Raw genomic sequence first — 20,944 nt, 5'->3', positions numbered from 1 at the left:
CGGGTGCGTCCGGGTTCAATCCAGCGCCCGCTGCAACACGCCGATGGTCGGCGCCCAGTCGTCTCCGGGCGCCTTCTTGCGCGTGACCAGGGTGAGCTGGGCGGGGGCGAAGACGTTGGCGTTATGGGTGACCGGGGTGGTGATCAGGTACTGCGCGCGGGTGGCGCGGAGGAAGGTGCCGACGCGGTCGATGTTGGCGACGTCCAGATGGGCGAAGGGCTCGTCGATGAAGACGAAGCCGCCGGGGCGGGCCTCGTCCATCAAGAGGCCGATCAGGAGGATCAGCGACTTCATCACCTGCTGGCCGCCCGAGGCCTCGCCGTCGTTGAGGCCGACCGCGCCCTTGCGGTCGAAGTCGAAGCGCACTTCGAGCCCGGCCTGGGCGAGCGAGAGGTCGTCGTTTTCCAGATGCGGCGTGGGGCAGTCGACGCCGACGTTGGCCAGTTCGCCGAGCGCTTTCAGGTTTTTCGCGTACTGGCGCACGGTGGCGCGCAGCTTGGCGATGTAGGCGGCGCGGGCGTTGTCGCTGTGCAGCCGTGCGGTGGCGCAGTAGCCCTGGCGGTTCAGGTAGTCGCGCTCGCGCACGACGACGTCGGCGGCGAGGCGATCGCGCACGACCAGCACTGCGGGATCGGTGATCCAGTCGCCTTCGTCGAGATGGCGGCGCAGGCGCTCGAGCTGCAGGCGGGCGCCGCGGGCGTCGCCGTAGCGGTCGACGAGGAGCGCGAGTTCGGCCGTGTCCAGCCCGTGCGCCGGGATGGCGTGCCGGCGGCGGCGCAGCCGGACGATGCGCTCGGCCTGGGCGTGGCGGCGTGGGCCGTGCTCGCGCGCGAGCTCGGCCAGGCGCAGCTCGATGGCCTTCAGCTCGCGGGTGCGACGGTCGAGCTCGATCTGGATGCCGTTGATCTTTTCGGTGAGGCGGTCGAGTTCGCCGCGGGTTTCGCTGCGCGCGCCGATCGCCTCGGTCAGGGCCTTGCGTGCGGCGGGCAGCTCGGCCTCGGCGCTGGCGTAGCGCTCGGCTTTGGCAGCGAGCAGTTGGGCCGACTGCAGACCGAGCAGGCGCTGGCGGATCGTGGTGAGTCCGGCGGCGGCGGTGTCGAGCCGGGGGCGCAGGGCCTGGAGCTGCTTGTCGAGCGCGGTGATCTCGTCTTGCAGCGCGGCGATGCGCGACTGGCGGGCGAGTTCGCCGAAGTGGAATTCCTGCGGCCGGCCGAGGTGGCGGGCGCCGCGGCGCTCGCGGTGGTAGCCGTCGCGGGTGATCCATTCCTGCTCGCGCGGCAGCGTGCGGGCGGCGTCGGCGTCGTCGACGCGGCGGATGCGGTTGAGCAGGTCGGTGAGCCAGCGCGGCACCGGGGCGCTGAATTCGACCACCTCGGCCAGGCTCAGCGGCCGCGGCGGCGGGGCGGTTTCGCGCTCGGTAACGATGAAATGACGGAAGCGCGCGTGCTCGCCGAGCGCCCAGGCGGCATGGCGGTCGGATTCGCGCTCGAGCAGGATCAGGTGGCGGTAGGGGCGCAGGATGGCTTCGAGTGCGCCCTGCCAGGCGGGGTCGGTGACTTCGACCACCTCGGCGAGGCTGTGGTGGGCGATCCCGTCGGCGCTCAGGCGGACGCGGAAGCGCGCGACTTCGGCGTCGCCCGGCGGGCCGGCGCGGTTGCGTTCGGCGCGCAAGGCGGCGGTCTTGTCCTCGAAGGCGGCGACCAGTTCGCGCTCCTTGCGGCGCAGCGCGGCAAGCGCGGCGTCGGCTTGTTCGTGCTCCTTTTCCAGTGTGAGGGCGTCGGCACCGTGCTCGCTCGCGAGTTGGGCGCGCAGCGCGTCGCGCTCTTCGAGCAGCTTGTCGAGGTCGCGCAGGCGGTCGTGGGCGGCGAGGTAGCGTTGTTCGGTGCTGCCGTCGGACGCCTTCAGCCGTTTGCGCTCGGCCTGGGCGGCGTCCTGCTCGGCGCGCACCGCGTCCAGGCGCTGGCGCGCTTCGCGCTGCTCGGCGAGTTTTGCACCGCGCTCGTGGCCGGCGCGGTGCAGGGCTTCGCGCTCGGTGGCGATCTCGTGCTCGAGTTCGGCGAGTTCCAGGTGCGGCACGATCCCGGTGTCGAGCGCCCGGGCTTCGTCGGCGAGCCGCTTCCATTCGAGGAAGCGGTTGGCCTCGGCCTTCTTTTCTTCGGCCTGGGTCTTCAGGCGTTCGAGGTCGATGCCGATCTCGCCGAGTTCGCGCTCGGCCGATTTCTGCTCCTCGCGTGCGGCCTGGTAGTTGTCCAGCACTTCCTTGTCGCCGAAGACGTCGAAGACCAGCTCGAGCAGGGCCTTCGGCGAGTATTCGCACAGCTTGTCGGTGTCGCCCTGTTCCAGCGCCAGCACCTTGGTGATCGCCGGCGTCAACCCGCCCCAGGCGAGGCGGTGCTGGTAGTCGCGCAGGCCGATCCAGTCGGTGCTGGTTTCGAGGGTCTCGATCGGCTGATCGCCGTCGACGATGGTGTAGTCGCGGATCCAGTCGCCGCCGGCCTTGCGGATGCGGCAGGCGAGCGTGACCTCGTCGGCGAGACAGGGGAAGAAGGGGCGCCTGCCGCTGTGGCCGGGCTGGTTGGCGACGACCGCGCGGATCCAGGCGAAGCTGCGCTCGGCGCGGCGCACGTAGCGGCGGTAGTCGCGCTTGCCCGAGCAGCGCAGCGCGAAGAGGGTGCGCAGGGCGTCGAGCAGGGTGGTCTTGCCCGAGCCGTTGGGGCCGACGATGGTGATGATCTGCGCGTCCAGCGGCAGCGAGAAGCGGCGCCAGAAATCCCAATGGACGAGTTCGAGGGTCTTGATGTGGAACATGGATGGCCGGTTGCGTCGTGTTCAGCGCCGCTGCAGCAGCAGCCCGCACTCGAGGTGGTGGGTGTAGGGGAACTGGTCGAACGCCGCCGCCGCGGCGATGCGGTGGGTGGCGGCGAGGGCGGCGACGTTGGCGTGCAGCGTGTCCGGGTTGCAGGAGATGTAGAGAAGGTTGTCGAAGCCTTTCGCCAGCGCGATCGTGCCTTCGTCCAGCCCGGCGCGCGGCGGGTCGACGAACAGCGTGGAAAAGCGGTAGCCGGCCGGATCCACCCCCTGCATGCGGCGGTATTCGCGCCCGCCGGCGAGGGCGTCGCTGATCTCCTCGCTCGCCATCCGCACCAGGGTCACGTTGGCCACATTGTTGTCGGCGAGGTTGGTGTGGGCGGCGCGCACCGAGGTCTTGCTCATTTCGGTCGCGAGCACGCGGCCGAACCGCGGTGCCAGCGCCACGGTGAAGTTGCCGTTGCCGCAGTAGAGCTCGAGCAGATCCCCTCCCAGGCCCTTCGCCTGCGCGCGCGCCCAGGCCAGCATATGCTGGTTCACGCCGCCGTTGGGCTGGGTGAAGCTGCCCTCGACCTGCTGGTAGCGCAGGCGAAGGCCGTCGACCTCGAGCACCTCCTGCACCCAGTCGCGCTCGAGCACGATCTTCTGCTTGCGGCTGCGGCCGATGAGCTGGATGTCGAGCGCGGCGGCGAGCGTGCGCGCGGCGGCCTCCCAGGCCTCGTCGAGCGGGCGGTGGTAGACCAGGCTCACCAGGCATTCGCCGCTCAGGGTGGCGAGGAACTCGACCTGAAAGATCCTGCGCCGCAGCGGCTCGCTGGCCTGGAGCGCGTCGCGCAGCCGCGGCATGAGCTTGGCGATCGGCTCGGCGACGGCGGCGAAGGTGTCGAGCAGGATGGGCTGCTTCGGCTCGGCGCTGTCGAACATTGCGTAGTCGATGCGGCCGTCGTGATGCCACAGGCGGAACTCGGCGCGCAGGCGGTAGTGCAGCGGTGCGGAGCGGAAGACCGCCGGTTCGGGCAGGCCGAGTCCGGCGAAATCGGCACGGTAGCGTGCGAGCTTGGCGGCGAGCTGTTCGTCGTAGCGGGCGGGGTCGATGACGGGCAGGGGCATGGCTTCAGCGCTCCTCGTCCATCGCTTCGGCCTCGTCGGGCAAGGCCTCGGCGAGTTCGAAGGCATTGTGCTCGGGCAGCGGATGGCCGGCGGCGTCGAGGATCTCGCCCAGGGTGCCGTGGATGATGCGGTCGGCCATCACCCGGTAGTCGAGCGCGAGGTCGAGCAGCGGGCCTTCGCTGATCAGGCCGTTGCGGCGTTCGATGAAGCCGAGGCGGGCGAGCTTGCCGAGCATGAAATTGCGCATCTTGGTGCGCCCGCCCAGGCGGGGGCCGAAGTCGGCGATCAGCGAGGCCTCGGTGAGCGTGCCCGAGACCGACTCGCCGTGCGCCACCGGCTTGTCGCTGCCGAAGAGGTCGCTCTGGCCGTCGTCGACCAGCTCGCGGCGGGTGACCTGGCGCTCGCGCTTGGGCAGCACGATCAGCGCCCAGAGGATCACCAGCAGGGCGATCTCGTCGCGGGTCAGGCCCAGGTTGCTGGCGGCGTACTCGCGCCCGGCGCCGAACACGGGCTCGGCCAGTTCGGGCTGCAGGGCGACGCCGACGTGGGCGGCGTAGGGGTTGTCGAGCAGGCGCAGGCCGACGTCGGCCAGCCTCCGGTCGAGTTCGTGGCGGAAGGTCTCGTCCACCAGCGCGCGCCGCACCAGGCGGTCGCCGCGTGGCAGCCAGCGCTGGGCGAGCAGGCGGGCGGTGAGGGTTTTGAGTTCGTATTCCATGGGGGGCGTGATCCGGAAAGGGCGGGCTCAGGCCCGGGCGGCCGGTGCGCTGGCCACGGGGGGCGCGGAGGCCGGCGCAGGCGTGCGTGGGCGTGCTTCGCCCTGCGTGATGGCGGCGATTTCGTCCGCGCCGACCGCGGTCAGCGTGTCGCCGAACTCGATATCCACCGGCAGGCGCATGAACGTGCCGACCGGGCCGTCTTCCGGACCGTCTTCCGGGCCGCCCCGGGCACCGTCGGCGAGCAGGGCGAGCAGCGACAGGCGGTAGCTCGCCAGGGCGAAGCCGCCGCCGGCGACGACGCGGTGCAGCGACTGCGGTTCGGGCAGCGCTGCGAGGCGGTCGGTGAAGTGTTCGAGCAGGCGCAGGTCTTCGCTCTGCAGCGCGACTTCTGCCCTGGCGTCGCCAGGGGGCGGCAGGCGGGTATCGGCTTCGGTGGCGGGCGGGCCGCCTTCGAGCTGGGCCTCGGCGCGGTCGAGCAGTTCATGGCCGCCGGCGAGCAGCGGCAGTTCGGGCACCGCGGCAATGGCTGCCGCCGCCAGGCCGGAAATCGCGCCGGCCTCCAGGCTGCGCAGCCAGGCCGCGACGTCCGAGGACGAGACGCCGGAGGCGCCGAGGGTGACGCGCTGCGCTTCGATCTTGTTGAGCGCGCGCTGGAACGCGGCATCCACCCGTGCCAGCCGCGACTGGGCGAGCCCGATGCGCTGGGCGATGCGGGCGATGTCGAAATCGACTTCGGGATCGGCGAGCAGCGTGTTGAGCAAGTCGGTGCCGCGTGCCAGCCAGCGCCCGTTGGCCGACAAGCGGCGACGGGCATCGAGGATGCGGAACTCCGAGCCGGAGGCGATCGCTTCCTCGAAGTGCCAGGTGAGGTCGTTGAGCTTGGACAGCAGATGGCCGAGCGCTTCGGGGGTGATGCCGCCCACCGCCTGCAGGCCGGCGAGCTGAGCGGTGAGAAAGCCGAGCTCGGCGTCCTCTTCCGCGCCGAAACGCAGCAGCATCGCGATTGCCGCCACCGCGTTGCGTCCGATGTCGGAGAGCGCGTAGTGGCCGTCCTCGCCGATCGCCAGCAAGGCGTTGTCGCGCAGGCGCTTCAACACGGTCTCGAACTTGACCGGATCGAGGTAGGTGAAGCGCGCGCGCAGCGCTTCGGGTGGCCAGCGCGGTGAATCCGCCTCGCGGCCGATTTCGCGCAGCACCAGAAGGCGCATCAGCACCTCGGCCTCGGTGCCGCGGAACAGCGTGATGAAAGCGTCGAGCAGCGGGCGCGCCGACGCCAGCGCCGCCAGCTCGGGCACTTCGTCGGCGTCGACGCCGGGGGCGAGGAAGTCGGAGAGGATGGGGTCGGTCATCGTCAGTACCGGCGCCTGGGCAGATCGGGCGCCGCAGGCGGGTGGGGGTGGGAGCCGGCGGAACCGATGCTTCGCCCGCCTTCAAGGTCGGCCCCGGCGGATCAGACGCCCTGCTTCAGGCTCGCCGCGATGAAGTCGTCGAGGTCGCCGTCGAGCACCGCCTGGGTGTTGCCGACTTCGTAGTTGGTGCGCAGGTCCTTGATGCGCGACTGGTCGAGGACGTAGCTGCGGATCTGGTGACCCCAGCCGATGTCGCTCTTGGAGTCTTCGAGCTTTTGCTGCTCGGCCTGGCGCTTGCGCAGCTCGAGCTCGTACAGGCGTGCCTTCAGCATCGACATCGCCTCGGCCTTGTTCTTGTGCTGCGAGCGGTCGTTCTGGCACTGCACGACGATGCCGGTCGGCTCGTGGGTGATGCGCACCGCGGAGTCGGTCTTGTTGATGTGCTGGCCGCCGGCGCCCGAGGCGCGGTAGGTGTCGATGCGCAGGTCGGCCGGGTTGATGTCGATCTCGATCGAATCGTCCACTTCCGGGTACACGAACACCGAGGTGAAGCTGGTGTGGCGGCGGGCGTTGGAGTCGAAGGGCGACTTGCGCACCAGGCGGTGGATGCCGGTCTCGGTGCGCAGGTAGCCGTAGGCGTAGTCGCCGCTGAGCTTGATCGTGCAGTTCTTGATGCCGGCGACTTCGCCTTCGGTCTCTTCCATCAGCTCGACGGCGAAACCCTTCTTCTCGCCGTAGCGCAGGTACATGCGCTCGAGCATCCCGGCCCAGTCCTGGGCCTCGGTGCCGCCGGCGCCGGCCTGGATTTCGATGAAGCAGTTGTTGGGGTCCATCGGGTTGCCGAACATGCGGCGGAACTCGAGCTTCTCGACTTCCGCGGCCAGCGCGCCGAGGTCGGTCTCGACCGCCTCGAAGGTGTCGTCGTCGTCCTCGGCTTCGGCGAGCTCAAAGAGATCCTTGAGATCACGCGACTGCGCGTCGATGTTCTGCAGCGTCAGCACCACGTCTTCGAGCTGGCGCTTTTCCTTGCCCAGCTCCTGGGCGCGCTCGGCGTTGTTCCACACCGCCGGGTCTTCCAGCGCGCGATTGACTTCTTCGAGCTTCGATGCTTTCACATCGTAGTCAAAGATACCTCCGTAGTTCGCGACCGCGGGCGGCGAGGTCGGCGAGTTTTTCGGCGATGGCGTTCTGGCGTTCGGCTTCCATGGCGGCGGCTCCGGCGGAATCTGGGAAACCGCGCATTATACCCGGGGGCGGGCGGCGCCGGACGGGCGATCGCGCGCCCCCGGCACGGGGTATCGCCCTGGTCTATGTTGTAGAAGCAGGGCGGCTTGCGACTCGGGGCGATGAAGATGGCCGGCCCCGGATGCGGGTCGAGGGCGGCCGTTCGGGCGGAAGACGGGGGTGACAGTGGATGCAGCATGGGCAGGGATGGCGGACGCCGTCGATTACCGCACCGATCCATCGCGCTACCGGCACTGGTCGCTCGCGATCGATGGCGAAGTGGCCACGCTGACTCTGGACGTCGACGAGGACGGCGGCATCCGCCCGGGCTACAGGCTCAAGCTCAACTCCTACGACCTCGGCGTCGACATCGAACTGCACGACGCGCTGCAGCGCATCCGCTTCGAGCATCCCGCGGTCCGCAGCGTGGTGCTCACCTCGGGCAAGCCGAGAATCTTCTGTTCCGGCGCCAACATCCAGATGCTGGGGGCCTCTTCGGCGGCCTGGGTCGCGAACCTGTGCCGGTTTTCCAGCGAGACCCGCAACGGCATCGAGGACGCCAGCCAGCATTCCGGCCTCAAGTTCATCGCCGCGTGCAACGGCACCACCGCCGGCGGCGGCTACGAGCTGGCGCTCGCCTGCGACGAGATCATCCTCGTCGACGACCGCAACTCGGTGGTATCGCTGCCCGAACTCGTACTGCTGGGGATGCTCAGCGGCACCGGCGGCATCGTCCGCATGACCGACAAGCGCAAGGTCCGCCGCGACCACGCCGACATCTTCTGCACCACTTTCGAAGGCGTGCGCGGCAAGCGCGCGGTGGCGTGGCGCCTGGTCGATGCGGTGGTCAGGCGCAGCCGGTTTGCCGCCCACATCGCCGAACGCGCGAAGACGCTCGCCGCCGGCGCCGACCGCCCCGCCGGCGCCAGGGGGGTGGCCTTGCCGAGCCTCGAGCGCAGCGTCGAGGTCGCCGCCAACCACGACGCCGGCTACCACTACGAATTCGTCGATGCCGCGATCGACGCCGCCGCCCGCAGCGCGACCCTGACCGTGCGCGCCCCGGCCGCCGTCACCGCGACCACGGTTGCCGAAATCGAAGCCCAGGGCGCCGACTGGTGGCCGCTGAAGATGGCGCGCGAACTCGACGACGCGATCCTCAACCTGCGCACCAACCACCTCGACATCGGCCTGTGGCGGCTGCGCACCGAAGGCGATGCCGAAGTCGTGATGGACATCGACGCCACCCTCGTCGCCCACCAGCAGCACTGGTTCGTGCGCGAGACGATCGGCATGCTGCGCCGCACCCTGGCGCGCCTGGACGTGTCCTCGCGCAGCCTCTACGCGCTGATCGAGCCGGGCTCGTGCTTTGCCGGCACCCTGCTCGAGATCGCGCTTGCCGCCGACCGCAGCTACCTGCGCGACGACGAGGACGGCGCCAACCGCATCGGCCTCACGGCGATGAATTTCGGCCCCCTGCCGATGGTCAACGGCCTGTCGCGCATCGCCGCCCGCTTCTACCAGGAAGAGGGCCCGGTGGCCGCGGTGAAGGCGCGCAAGGGCGAGCTGCTCAGCGCGGCCGAGGCGATGGCGCTGGGCCTGGTGACGGCGATCCCGGACGACCTCGACTGGGCCGACGAAGTGCGCATCGCCTGCGAGGAGCGCGCCAGCCTGTCGCCCGATGCGCTCACCGGGCTGGAGGCCAACCTGCGCTTCGGCATCACCGAGACCATGGACACGCGCATCTTCGGCCGCCTGTCGGCGTGGCAGAACTGGATCTTCAGCCGCCCCAACGCGGTCGGCGAGAACGGTGCGCTGAAGCTGTTCGGTTCGGGCAGGACGGCGCGCTTCGACTGGAGGCGGACTTGAGCGGAGCCTCGTGCGGCCCCGCGCGAGTCCACCGGGTCAATTCACGCGAGGCTGTTTCCGGCTCGGTGCCATCCAGGTCAACAAGGCGAGCCCGGCCAAGGCCGAAACCACGGATGCGACGAAGATCCCCAGTTTGGCGCTGTCGACCAGGCTCGCTGCGAAGGCCAGGTTGGCGATGAAGAGGGCCATCGTGAATCCGATTCCGGCGAGCAGGCCGCCGCCGGCGAGCAAGCCCCAGGCCAGATCCGGCGGGCGCAGCGCGATGCCGAGACGCACTGCCAGCCAACTGAACGCCAGGATGCCCACCGGCTTGCCGAGCGCGAATCCGACGAATACCGCCAGCGTGACGGGATTGCCGAGATCGGCCCAGGACAGCGGCAAACCGGCGTTGGCCAATGCGAAGAGCGGCATGATGACGAAGCCGACCCACGGGTGCAGCGCGAGTTCCAGGCGTTCGACCGGCGACAGCGTTTCGCGGGCCGCGACTTCGGCCGCCTGCAAGGTGTTACGGTCCGGTGTGTGGCCACCGTTGTTGCCGTCGGCCGGATGGGCGACGACTTGACTCAGGATTGCGTACAGACGCTCGTCGCTGACCCATCGGCGGGCGGGGGTCATCAAGCCGAGTACCACCCCGGTGATCGTGGCGTGGATCCCGGAGGCATCCACGGCGAACCAGCTCAAACCGCCGGCCAGAAAGTAGACCGGAAAGCCGCGGAAACCGGCCAGTGCCAATACGCGCACGAGGGCGAGGCTCAGTGCCCCCAGCGCGAGTGCACTCCAGTCAATCTGGCTGCTGTAGCCGATCGCCACGACAAGAATGGCGCCGATGTCGTCCACGATCGCGAGCGAGAGCATGAACACGCGCAGGTTGTGCGGGATGCGCGACCCCAGGAGCGCCAGGCAGCCGATGACGAATGCCGTATCGGTGGCCATCACGGTGCCCCAGCCGCGCTCCCCCGGTTGATCCCACTGCAGCAGCAGATACAGGCCGGCAGGCACCAGCATGCCCCCGAGGGCGGCCGAAATCGACAGCGCGGCGATGCGGGGGTTCTTGAGTTCGCCCAGGACGAGTTCCCGCTTCAATTCCAGCGCGACCAGAAAAAAGAACAAGGTCATGAGTCCGTCGTTGATCCAGTCTTTCAACGAACGGGCGTACTCGAACCCTCCGACGTGAACGCCGACTCGCGTCTCCCAGGCTTCCAGGTAGGTGTGGGCCCAGGGGGAATTCGATAGCACGAGGGCGGCAAGGGTGAACAGCAACAGGACGGCGCCCCCGGCCACTTCGATGCGCAAGAACCGCGCGAACGGTCTTGTCAGCCTGTCGCCGAATTCCATCGGCAATCGAACGAGATCCCGGGGGGTGTCGCGCTCTTCAGACATCGCACGCAGCGCCAGGGCGTTGGTGCGGGGACGACGGAGGAAGAGCGCCGCGCGGCGTCTTCCGGCGCCCCCCGATCCGTCCCGGCGCGTCCCGACCGTGCCGGGGCGCGCTGGGCGTGCCCAGTTCGGGTCCGGCCGGAGCGGCTGTGCTCATGATCATGCCTCCAAAAAAAGTCCCCGTTCAGCGTAACCGCTTCGCGGGGAGCGGGCTGAGCCTTTCATTAAAGACCCGCTTGAGGTTTTTTCGCTAGTTACGAGCGCTTGAGCCTTCTTCACCGTGCTCGGGAATCTCGGCCGATGCCTTGCCGTGCGCGACAAGGGGCCCCTATGTGCGTCAGCAAACAGACGGCAGAGGTGCTTCCGAATAGTTTGGCGGTGTCCGGGCCGACAGGCGCAGGATCTTCGACACACGCCATGCATGGCGGTCGAGAGTCGCGTGAAGTGGGCGGATGGAGTGCATGACCGGCGCGCATTGCCAAGGCATCACTTCCTGGATGGTCAGATGAAGGGGTGATGTCATGAGAACGATACGTAGATTTTCTTCCGGCGTGCTTGCGGCAGCGATGCTGCTCGCCCTCGGGGGGTGTGCCGGTATGTCGGCGCAGGACAAGAGCACGGCGATGGGCGCCGGCATCGGTGCCGTCGGGGGGGCCGTCCTGACCGGTGGCAGCGCTGTCGGCACCGTCGGGGGGGCCGCGGTGGGCGGCGTCATCGGGCACGAAGTCGGCAAATAGCGCCGCGTGAGGAGCAGGCCGCGAGGTGCCGGCGCAGGCCGCCCGGCGCATCGCGGCAGGACTCGTCGGCGATCAGGAGAATGTCATGTTCAGGTTCGGAAAAAGCATCACTGCCGCATTGATCGCCAGTGCCGTGCTCGGGGTGTCCGTGGCGGGCTGCCAGAAGCAGGAAGGTCCGGCGGAACAGGCCGGCAAGGAAGTCGACAAGGCGATCGACAAGGCCGGCGAGCAGGTCGAGAAGGCCGGTGAAGCGATCCAGGACGCGGCAAAGGACGCGAAGAAATAGATCGGCGCGAGGCGTCGTCCCGCAGCTTCGTCCTCTGTCGACCGGACGCAGCCGCTGCAAGCTCTGTTTCAACCGCATTTGGAGGTATCCGTCATGACTCAGTTTGGCAAGTATCTTTCCGCGTTCTTCCTCGCCCTGACCCTGGTCACCGCGGTCGGCTGTTCATCCACGCCGAAGCAGGAGGGCATCGGCGAATACATCGACGACAGTGTGATCACCGGCAAGGTCAAGGCGGCGATCCTCGATGAGCCCAGCCTCAAGGTCGCCGAAATCAACGTCGAGACCTTCAAGGGCGTGGTTCAGCTCAGTGGCTTCGTCAATTCGCAGGCCGACATCAACAAGGCGATCGAGGTGGCGCGCGGCGTCCGTGGCGTGAAATCGGTCAAGAACGACATGCGGCTCAAGTAAGCGATGCTTGCCCCGCGCCCGGCGCCGGAGCGCATGCCCGGCGCCGGGCGCGGGGCCTTCTTCGCCGCTGTCATGCCGCAGCCGGATCGACCCGACGAAGAGCCGCCGCTGCGCGCGGAGTTGTTCAGCAGCGACCAGATGGCGCAGCATGGCCGCGCACTGGCGGCTTCGCATCGGCTGGCGCCGGGGCGCGCGCCGGATCGCCTGCTGGATCGACTGGCCGCAAACGAGCAGGCGCTGGTCGACGCCTCCCGGCTGCTGACCACGGCGGTCACCGAGAACCGCCGGATCACGCCGGCCGGAGAGTGGCTGCTCGACAACTTCTATCTCATCGAAGAACAGATCCGCACCGCCCGGCGCCATCTGCCGAAGGGCTACAGCCGCGAACTGCCCCACTTGGGGCCCGGGCCGTCGGCGGGGTTGCCGCGCGTCTACGACATTGCGCTCGAGACCGTCGCCCACGGCGATGGCCGGGTCGATGCCGAAAGCCTGAGCTGCGTCGTCCTCGCCTACCAGACCGTTACCGCCCTGAAGCTGGGCGAACTGTGGGCGATCCCGATCATGCTGCGGCTGGCGCTGATCGAGAACCTGCGTCGCGCCAGCGTGCGGATCGCTGCCGGCTGCGTGGAGCGCGAGCTGGCCGATGGCTGGGCGGACCGGATGACGCACACGGTCGAGACGGACCCGAAGAGCCTGATCCTGGTGATCGCGGACATGGCGCGTTCGCACCCGCCAATGAGCTGCACCTTCGTCGCCGAACTGGTGCGTCGCGTGCAGCACCGCGGTCCCGCGCTGGCCCTGCCCCTGTCCTGGATCGAGCAGCAACTCGCCGAGGCGGGCCTGTCGATCGAACAGTCGATTCAGTTCGAGAACCAGCAGCAGGCCGCCGATCAGGTCTCGATCAGCAACAGCATCGGCAGCCTGCGGCTGCTGGGGGCGATGGACTGGCGCGCCTTCGTCGAGACCATGAGCGTGGTCGAGCTGGCGCTGCGCGAGGATCCGGCCGGCATCTACGGCAGCATGGATTTTGCCACCCGCGACCGCTACCGCCATGCGGTGGAGGCGATCGCCAGGCGATCCGCACTGACCGAAGGCGAGGTGGCGCGCAAGGCGGTCGAGCTGGCACGCGCGGGCGTGGCGGTCGACACTTCCGTCGCCGCCGCCGATCGTGCGGCGCACGTCGGCTATTACCTGATCGACCAGGGGTTGCCCGCGCTCGAACGGGCGGCCGCGGCGCGCACGTCCAGCGCTGCGGTCGTGCGCCGTGTCGGCGCACGCTTTCCGCTGGCGTTCTACCTGGGCGCCATCGCCCTGATCACCGCCTTCATCGGCGCCGGCTTGCTGCAACAGCTGCAGGCCGCGCCGGTGCTCGCCGCGATGCCTGCCTGGACGCTGCTGCCGCTCGGCCTTCTGGCCCTGCTGGCGGCGAGCCACCCGGGCGTGGCGCTGACGAACTGGCTGGCCACCCTGCTGGTGCCACCGCACCCGCTGCCGCGGATGGATTTCTCCACCGGCATTCCGCCCCGCTGGCGCACGCTGGTGGTGGTGCCGACCATGCTCACGAGTGCGGAGAACGTCGAGGACCTGATCGAGGCCCTGGAAGTGCGCTTTCTCGCCAACCGTGACGACAGCCTGCACTTCGGCCTGCTGACCGACCTGCTGGACGCGCCCCGCGAGACCCTTCCCGAGGACGGGGCGCTGGTGCGGCTGGCGCGGACGAGGATCGAGGCGCTGAACCGGAAGTACGGCGAGCGGGGCAGCCGCGTGGGCGATATCTTCTTCCTCTTCCACCGCCCGCGGCGCTGGAACCCGCAGGAAGGGGTGTGGATGGGCCACGAGCGCAAGCGCGGCAAGCTGGAAGAGCTGAACGCGCTGCTGCGTGGCGGCGCGTCTGCCGCCGGGGCGGGCTTTGCGCTCGTGGTCGGGGACACGGCGAGCCTGTCCGCGGTGAAGTTCGTCATCACCCTGGACACCGATACGCAACTGCCGCGCGATGCGGCGCGTCAGCTGGTCGGCGCCATGGCGCACCCGCTGAACCGGCCCCGCTACGACGCCGCGGTGCGCCGCGTCGTCGATGGCTACGGCATCCTGCAACCGGCGGTGGCGGTGAGCCTGCCGGGGTCCAATCGTTCGCACTACGCGCGCCTGTACGGCGGCGAGCCGGGCATCGACCCCTACACGCGCGCGGTGTCGGATGTCTATCAGGACGTCTTCGGTGAGGGCTCGTTCATCGGCAAGGGCATCTACGACGTCGATGCCTTCGAGCAGGCCGTGGGCGGGCGCTTCCCCGACAATCGGATTCTCAGCCACGACCTGCTCGAAGGCTGCTACGCGCGCTCCGGGCTGTTGAGCGACGTGCCGCTGTACGAGGACTACCCGGCCGCGTATGGCGCCGACGTCAGCCGGCGCTATCGCTGGCTGCGCGGCGACTGGCAGCTGGCAGGGTGGCTGGGGCGCAAGGTGCCCTGCCAGCGCGCCGGCGAACATGCGGTGCCGGGCGCGCGCCTGGAGCGGAATCCGCTGTCGGCGCTGTCGCAATGGAAGCTGCTCGACAACCTGCGGCGCGGGCTCGTACCGGCGGCGCTGGTCCTGCTGCTGCTGTCGGGATGGACGCTGCTGTCACCGGCATGGCCATGGACCCTGTCCGTGATCGGCATCCTGCTGCTGCCGGCCTTGTGCACCCTGGCCGTCGAACTGCTGCGCAAGGCGGAGGAGGTGCTGCTGCGCCAGCATCTCGCCGCGGTCGCGCACTCGGCCGCGCGCCGCTTCACCCAGCTCGGGTTCGAGTTCGCCTGCCTGCCGTACGAGGCGTTGTTCAGCCTGGATGCGATCGTGCGCACGGTCTGGCGCATGGGGGTGACGCACCGGCGGCTGCTGGAATGGAAGCCGTCGGGTGAGGTCGAACGCGCCCTCGCCGGGCGGGGCTGCAGCGACCTGGCCGCGTTCTTGCGCATGATGTGGGTCGCTCCCGCCGTCGCCGCCGGCGGGGCGACGCTTGTGGCGGTGGCGAACCCGGCCGGTGTGGGCGTGGCGGCGCCGGTGCTGCTGCTGTGGCTCGCCTCGCCCGCGCTCGCGTGGTGGATCAGCCGGCCGCTGGTGCGCCGCTCGGCGCGGCTGACGGCCGGGCAGAAGCTCTTCCTGCATGGGCTGTCACGCCGGACCTGGGCCTTCTTCGACACCTTCGTCGGCGCGGAGGACCATTGGCTCCCGCCGGACAACTTCCAGGAGTACCGCGTCGCCCGGGTCGCGCATCGCACCTCGCCCACCAATATCGGCCTGGCGCTGCTGGCGAACCTGTCCGCCTACGACTTCGGTTACCTGACGGTCGGCCGGCTCGCCGAGCGCACCGCGAACACCTTGCGCACAATGGGCATGCTGGCGCGCCACCGCGGCCACTTCTACAACTGGTACGACACGCACACGCTGCTGCCGCTGCCGCCGCTCTACATCTCGACGGTGGACAGCGGCAATCTTGCCGGTCACCTCCTCACCCTGCGCGCGGGCCTGCTCGCGCTGGCCGACGACCCCATCCTGCCGGCGCGCCTGGTCGACGGCCTGAGCGACACCTTCGCCATCGTCGCCGATGCGGACGGCATCGCGGCCGAACCGCTGGCGGCGTTCAGGCGGGAACTGGCGTCCGCGGCCGCGGCGCCGGTGGGCACCCTGGCGGCGTTGCGCCCGGCCCTGCTGCGGCTGGCGACGGCCGCCGCCGAACTCGTTCCCCTGCCGGCAGACAGCCTCCTGGTCAGGGAAGGGCACGCGCCCGACAGCGAACCGAACGACTGGGCCCAGGCGCTCGTCCGCCAGTGCAGTGAGGCGCTGGAAGAAGTCGATTTCCTCGCGCCGTGGCTGGCGCTGCAGTCGGCACCGGTCGGGGCGGCGGACGATGCTGCGGCGGGGGGCGACGATTTCGTCCTCGAGGCGCCGATTCCGAGCCTGCGCGCCCTCGCGGGCCTGGACCGGGAGTGGTGTCCGGCCATCGGCCGCCGGCTCGAGGCCGCGACGGACACCGCGCAGCGCGTCTGGCTCGGCGAGCTTCACCGCCAGGTCGCCGAGGGCAGTGCCCGTGCCAGGGCGCGCCTGGCGGCGATCGAAAGCCTGGCGCGGCAGGCCGGCGCGCTGGCGCAGATGGAGTACGAATTCCTGTTCGATCCCACGCGCCATCTGCTCGCCATCGGCTACAACGTCACCGAGGGGCGGGCCGATGCCAGCTACTACGACCTGCTCGCCTCGGAGGCGCGCTTGAGCGCCTTCGTCGCCATCGCGCAGGGCCGGCTGCCGCAGGAAAGCTGGTTCGCGCTGGGGCGCTTGCTGACCGGCAGCACCGGTGAGCCGGTGCTGCTGTCGTGGTCCGGGTCGATGTTCGAGTACCTGATGCCGCTCTTGGTGATGCCGGGCTACGACAACACACTGCTCGACCGCACCTGCAAGGCGGCAGTGGCGAGGCAGATCGAGTACGGGCGGCAGCGCGGCGTGCCGTGGGGCATTTCCGAGTCCGCCTACAACGCGGTCGACGTCCAGCTGAACTACCAGTACCGCGCCTTCGGCGTGCCGGGCCTGGGGCTCAAGCGCGGCCTCGCCGACGACCTCGTCGTCGCGCCCTATGCGTCGGCGCTGGCGCTGATGGTGGCGCCCGAGGCGGCCTGCGTGAACCTGCAGCGGCTCGGCGATGCCGGGCTGATGGGCCGGTTCGGCCTGTTCGAGGCCGTCGACTACACCCCCGCACGGCAGCGGCGCGGGCAGGCGAGCGTGGTGGTGCGCTCCTTCATGGCCCATCACCAGGGCATGAGCCTGCTCGCGCTGGCCTTCGTCCTGCTGGATCGGCCGATGCAGCGTCGGTTCGCATCGGATCGGCAGTTCCAGGCGGTGATGCTGCTGCTGCAGGAGCGGATTCCACGGGCGACGGCCTTGTTCCCGCATACCGCGCAGCTCTCGGACATGCATTCGGCGGCGGCGCCCGCCGAACTGCCGGTCCGCAGCTTCGATCGTGCCGACACCCCGACCCCGGAAGTCCAGCTGCTGTCCAACGGCCGCTACCACGTGATGCTGACCCATGCCGGGGGCGGCTACAGCCGCTGGAAAGAGCTTGCCGTCACGCGCTGGCGCGAGGACGGCACCTGCGACGACTGGGGCGCCTTCTGTTACGTGCGTGACGTGGCGAGCGGGCAGTTCTGGTCGACCGCCCACCAACCGACGCTCAAGCGTGCGGCGTGCTACGAGGCGATCTTCTCCGAGGGGCGGGTCGAGTTCCGCCGCCGCGACACCCTGGGCGGCGAGGGCGGCAGGGGTGGCGAACAGGGGGAGGACGCGGGCGGCGCCGAAGGGAGTACGGGCGGGGGCGAAATCGAGACCTATACCGAGATCGCGGTCTCGCCCGAGGACGATATCGAGCTGCGCCGGGTCCGCATCACCAACCGCTCGCGCCAGCGCCGCCAGATCGAGCTGACGACCTACGCCGAGGTGGTGATCGCGCCGCCGGCGGCGGACGCCCTCCACCCGGCCTTCAGCAAGCTCTTCGTCCACACCGAGATCGTGCGCGAACGTCATGCCATCCTGTGCACCCGCCGGCCGCGCTCGCGCGGCGAGCGGGCGCCCTGGATGCTGCACCTGATGGCAGTGCGCGGCGCTATCGAGGGAGCGGCCCCCGGCGCCCTGTCCTACGAGAGCGACCGCCTGCGCTTCATCGGCCGCGGCGGCAGCGCCGCCGCGCCGCGGGCGATGCGCGAACCGGGGCCGCTGTCCGACAGCGAGGGCTCGGTGCTCGACCCGATCGTTGCGATCCGCTGTGTCCTCACCCTCAATCCGGAGCAGTCAGCCATGATCGATGTCGTCTCGGGCATCGCCGATAGCCGCGAGCGGGCCGAGTGCCTGATCGACAAGTACCAGGACCGGCATCGTGCGGACCGGGTCTTCGACATGTCGTGGACCCACAGCCAGGTGGTGTTGCGTCAGATCGACACCAGCGAAGCCGAAGCGCTGCTCCACGCCCGCCTGGCGAGCAGCGTGATCTTCGCCGACGCCGCCTTGCGTGCTGATGTCGCGGTGCTCATCGGCAACCGCCGCGGCCAGTCCGGGCTGTGGGGCTACGCCATCTCGGGTGATCTGCCGATCGTGCTGCTGCAGATCGGCGACGCGGCCAATATCGATCTCGTGCGCCAGCTCGTGAAGGCCCATGCCTACTGGCATATGAAAGGGCTGGCGGTGGACCTGGTGATCTGGAACGAGGAGCACGCCGGTTACCGCCAGCACCTGCAGGAGCAGATCATGGGCCTGCTCGTTTCGGGCATCGGGACGAGCGTGATCGACCGGCCGGGCGGGGTCTTCGTGCGCCTGGCCGAGCAGATCGCCAACGAGGATCGGGTGCTGCTGCAGGCGGTGGCGCGTGTCGTGATCACCGACGAGCGCGGTACACTCGCCGAGCAACTCGACCACCGGCCGCCCGCGAAAGTGCACGAACCGGCGTTCAGGCCGAGCCGGCCCGTCGATCCGATGCCCCCGCCGGTGGGGGCGTCGCTACCGGGTGATCTGATCCTGTGCAACGGGCTCGGCGGATTCAGCGCCGATGGCCGCGAGTACGTCATTGGACTGGCGCCGGGCCAGCTCGCCCCCGCGCCCTGGGTGAATGTGCTGGCGAATCCGTCCTTCGGCACGGTCGTCTCGGAGAGCGGCGGAGCCTACACCTGGAGCGAGAACGCGCACGAGTTCCGCCTCACGCCGTGGAACAACGACCCGGTCGGCGATTCGGGCGGCGAAGCGCTCTACCTGCGCGACGAAGAGAGCGGCGAGTTCTGGTCGCCGACGCCTCTGCCGGCGCCTGCCGCCGTGCCCTATGTCGTCCGTCACGGTTTCGGCTACAGCGTGTTCGAGACGCGGGCGCACGGCATCGCCTCGGAACTGTGGGTGTACGTCGCTGCCGATGCCGCGGTCAAGTTCTCGCTGCTGAAGGTGCGCAATGAATCGGGGCGGCCGCGGCGGTTGTCTGTGACCGCTTACGTCGAGTGGGTGCTGGGCGATCTGCGGGCGAAATCGGCCATGCACGTCAGCACCGAGCTCGACGCCGGGAGCGGCGCGCTGTGCGCGCGCAATCCGTTCAATGGCGAGTTTGCCGAGCGGGTGGCTTTCTTCGACGTCGATGAACCGACGCGCAAGCTCAGCGGCGACCGGCGCGAGTTCCTCGGGCGCAACGGCAGCCTGCGCAGTCCGGCTGCCCTGCGGCGCGCGCGCCTGTCCGGCAAGCTGGGGGCGGGGCTGGACCCGTGCGCGGCGATCCAGGTCGGCGTCGACCTGGCCGTGGGACAGGCGCGCGAGATCGTGTTCCGCCTCGGCGTCGGCCGCGACGCCGGCGACGCCGGCCGCCTCGTGCGGCGCTTTCGTGGCGCCGCGGCCGCGGCGGCGGCGCTCGAAGCGGTGCGGCAGCAGTGGCATCGCACCCTCGGCGCGGTGCAAGTGGAAACCCCCGAGCCCGCGGTCGATGTGCTCGCCAATGGCTGGCTGCTGTACCAGACCCTAGCCTGTCGCGTATGGGCGCGCAGCGGCTATTACCAGTCGGGCGGCGCGTTCGGTTTCCGCGATCAGTTGCAGGACGTGATGGCGCTCGTCCACGCCGAGCCCGGGCTGGTGCGCGAACACCTGCTGCTGTGCGCGAGCCGCCAGTTCCAGGAGGGTGACGTGCAGCACTGGTGGCATCCGCCGGTAGGCCGCGGCGTGCGCACGCAATGCTCGGACGACTACCTGTGGCTGCCGCTGGCGGTGTGCCGCTATGTGCACACGACCGGCGACCGCGCCGTGCTCGAGGAACGGACGCCCTTCCTGGAAGGCCGCCCGGTGAAGCCGGAGGAGGATTCCTACTACGACCTGCCGGCGCGTTCGGCCGACGTCGCCAGCCTCTACGAGCACTGCGTGCGCGCCATCCGCCACGGCCTGCGCTTCGGCGAGCGTGGCCTGCCGCTGATCGGTTCGGGCGACTGGAACGACGGCATGAACCTCGTCGGGATCGAGGGCAAGGGCGAAAGCGTGTGGCTCGGCTTCTTCCTGCATGAGGTGCTCAGGCGCTTCGCCGCGCTGGCGCAGGCGCACGGCGATGCCGACTTCGCCGCGCTCTGCCGGGGCGAAGGGGCGGGATTGCGCCGGCGCATCGAGGCGCAGGGCTGGGATGGTGAGTGGTATCGCCGCGCCTGGTTCGACGACGGCACGCCGCTCGGTTCGGCAGCCAACGCCGAATGCCGGATCGATTCGATCTCGCAGAGCTGGTCGGTGCTCTCCGGGGCCGGCGACGATGCGCGGTCGCGCACCGCGATGCGGGCGGTCGACGCGCACCTCGTGCGGCGCGAGGATGGGATCGTGCAGCTGCTCGGGCCGCCCTTCGACACGTCGGAGCTGGACCCCGGCTACATCCGCGGCTACCTGCCGGGGGTCAGGGAGAATGGCGGCCAATACACTCATGGGGCGATCTGGGCGGCGATGGCCCTCGCCGAACTCGGCGAAGGCGAGCGTGCGTGGGAACTGCTGCGCATCATCAACCCGGTGAACCACGCGCGCTCGGCGCCGGGCGTGGCGACCTACAAGATCGAACCCTACGTCGTTGCCGCCGACGTCTATGCCCTCGCGCCGCACGTCGGCCGCGGCGGATGGAGCTGGTACACCGGCTCGGCCGGCTGGATGTACCGGCTCGTCACGGAGTCGCTGCTGGGGCTCCGGCGCGCGGGCGGAGCGCTGCGTTTCGCCCCCTGCCTGCCGGCGCAGTGGCCGGGGTTCGGCATCCATTACCGCTACGGGGAAACGATGTATTACATCACCGTCCGGCGCGCTGTCGCCGGCGACGCGGAAGCGGGTGCGGCGATGCAGGTCAGGCTCGACGGCGTGCTGCGAGCCGACGGAGTGATCGCGCTTACGGATGACGGCCGCGAACATCGGGTCGAGGTGGCGCTGCTGCAGGCGCTGCCGCGGCCAGACTGAACGGGGCGCGGCCTTGCCGTGGTGCGCTCGCCGTAAGAGCCGCGGCCAATCGACAGGGGCGGCGCCGGCATGTAGTGTTGTGGCGTGCTGCCGAGCGGTTTCGTCGCC

General features: G+C 69.8%; 11 protein-coding genes. 5 read left to right on the top strand and 6 right to left on the bottom strand.

Translation table 11 applies throughout. From position 1 onward, the window contains the following. Nucleotides 1–15: 15 nt before the first annotated feature. The 5 genes from MXC99_RS13510 to prfB all read right to left on the bottom strand — a co-directional run bounded on the left by MXC99_RS13510 (nt 16) and on the right by prfB (nt 7,189). Nucleotides 16–2,808: an ATP-binding protein gene (locus tag MXC99_RS13510; RefSeq protein WP_247725951.1), complete on the bottom strand. Its 2,793-nt coding sequence runs from the start codon at nt 2,806–2,808 to the stop codon at nt 16–18. A 21-nt stretch (nt 2,809–2,829) separates the two neighbouring features. Next, complete coding sequence (gene trmA / locus MXC99_RS13505; RefSeq protein ID WP_247725950.1) at nt 2,830–3,918, bottom strand: tRNA (uridine(54)-C5)-methyltransferase TrmA; 1,089 nt, start codon at nt 3,916–3,918, stop codon at nt 2,830–2,832. 4 nt (nt 3,919–3,922) lie between these two features. Beyond that, nucleotides 3,923–4,633 carry a hypothetical protein gene (locus tag MXC99_RS13500; RefSeq protein ID WP_247725949.1) on the bottom strand — a complete coding sequence of 237 codons (711 nt, stop codon included), beginning with the start codon at nt 4,631–4,633 and terminating at the stop codon, nt 3,923–3,925. A 27-nt stretch (nt 4,634–4,660) separates the two neighbouring features. Next, on the bottom strand, nt 4,661–5,983 hold the full coding sequence (locus MXC99_RS13495) for a hypothetical protein (protein WP_247725948.1): 1,323 nt from the start codon (nt 5,981–5,983) through the stop codon (nt 4,661–4,663). A 101-nt stretch (nt 5,984–6,084) separates the two neighbouring features. Further along, a protein-coding gene (gene prfB / locus MXC99_RS13490) for a peptide chain release factor 2 (RefSeq protein ID WP_247725947.1) occupies nt 6,085–7,189 on the bottom strand; the annotation gives its coding sequence in 2 pieces (ribosomal slippage) (nt 6,085–7,107 and nt 7,109–7,189; 1,104 coding nt in all). A gap of 225 nt (nt 7,190–7,414) precedes the next feature. On the opposite strand from prfB, the gene boxC reads away from it, so the two are divergent. After that, on the top strand, nt 7,415–9,073 hold the full coding sequence (gene boxC / locus MXC99_RS13485) for a 2,3-epoxybenzoyl-CoA dihydrolase (protein WP_247725946.1): 1,659 nt from the start codon (nt 7,415–7,417) through the stop codon (nt 9,071–9,073). Between the two features lie 36 nt (nt 9,074–9,109). On the opposite strand, the gene nhaA is transcribed toward boxC, so the two are convergent. Beyond that, nucleotides 9,110–10,453, bottom strand: coding sequence for a Na+/H+ antiporter NhaA (gene nhaA, locus MXC99_RS13480; RefSeq protein ID WP_247725945.1), 1,344 nt, complete (start codon nt 10,451–10,453; stop codon nt 9,110–9,112). A gap of 518 nt (nt 10,454–10,971) precedes the next feature. Here nhaA and MXC99_RS13475 point away from each other — a divergent pair. The 4 genes from MXC99_RS13475 to MXC99_RS13460 all read left to right on the top strand — a co-directional run bounded on the left by MXC99_RS13475 (nt 10,972) and on the right by MXC99_RS13460 (nt 20,836). Further along, nucleotides 10,972–11,187, top strand: a complete 216-nt coding sequence (locus MXC99_RS13475; protein WP_247725944.1) for a glycine zipper 2TM domain-containing protein — start codon at nt 10,972–10,974, stop codon at nt 11,185–11,187. Nucleotides 11,188–11,212: 25 nt separating this feature from the next. Further along, nucleotides 11,213–11,473: a hypothetical protein gene (locus tag MXC99_RS13470; protein ID WP_247725943.1), complete on the top strand. Its 261-nt coding sequence runs from the start codon at nt 11,213–11,215 to the stop codon at nt 11,471–11,473. A 93-nt stretch (nt 11,474–11,566) separates the two neighbouring features. Next, on the top strand, nt 11,567–11,881 hold the full coding sequence (locus tag MXC99_RS13465) for a BON domain-containing protein (RefSeq protein WP_247725942.1): 315 nt from the start codon (nt 11,567–11,569) through the stop codon (nt 11,879–11,881). Between the two features lie 3 nt (nt 11,882–11,884). Next, nucleotides 11,885–20,836, top strand: a complete 8,952-nt coding sequence (locus tag MXC99_RS13460; RefSeq protein ID WP_348772100.1) for a GH36-type glycosyl hydrolase domain-containing protein — start codon at nt 11,885–11,887, stop codon at nt 20,834–20,836. Nucleotides 20,837–20,944: the final 108 nt, after the last annotated feature.

The organism is Thauera aromatica, assembly GCF_023093595.1.
GTDB lineage: Bacteria > Pseudomonadota > Gammaproteobacteria > Burkholderiales > Rhodocyclaceae > Thauera > Thauera aromatica_A.
This window is presented reverse-complemented; position numbering and strand designations above follow the sequence as displayed.

Bases quoted from the DNA above. Each gene is read 5' to 3' on its own strand.
- MXC99_RS13510 (WP_247725951.1), bottom strand. From the start codon at position 2,808: ATGTTCCACATCAAGACCCTCGAACTCGTCCATTGGGATTTCTGGCGC.
- trmA (WP_247725950.1), bottom strand. From the start codon at position 3,918: ATGCCCCTGCCCGTCATCGACCCCGCCCGCTACGACGAACAGCTCGCC.
- MXC99_RS13500 (WP_247725949.1), bottom strand. From the start codon at position 4,633: ATGGAATACGAACTCAAAACCCTCACCGCCCGCCTGCTCGCCCAGCGC.
- MXC99_RS13495 (WP_247725948.1), bottom strand. From the start codon at position 5,983: ATGACCGACCCCATCCTCTCCGACTTCCTCGCCCCCGGCGTCGACGCC.
- boxC (WP_247725946.1), top strand. From the start codon at position 7,415: ATGGCGGACGCCGTCGATTACCGCACCGATCCATCGCGCTACCGGCAC.
- nhaA (WP_247725945.1), bottom strand. From the start codon at position 10,453: ATGTCTGAAGAGCGCGACACCCCCCGGGATCTCGTTCGATTGCCGATG.
- MXC99_RS13475 (WP_247725944.1), top strand. From the start codon at position 10,972: ATGAGAACGATACGTAGATTTTCTTCCGGCGTGCTTGCGGCAGCGATG.
- MXC99_RS13465 (WP_247725942.1), top strand. From the start codon at position 11,567: ATGACTCAGTTTGGCAAGTATCTTTCCGCGTTCTTCCTCGCCCTGACC.
- MXC99_RS13460 (WP_348772100.1), top strand. From the start codon at position 11,885: ATGCTTGCCCCGCGCCCGGCGCCGGAGCGCATGCCCGGCGCCGGGCGC.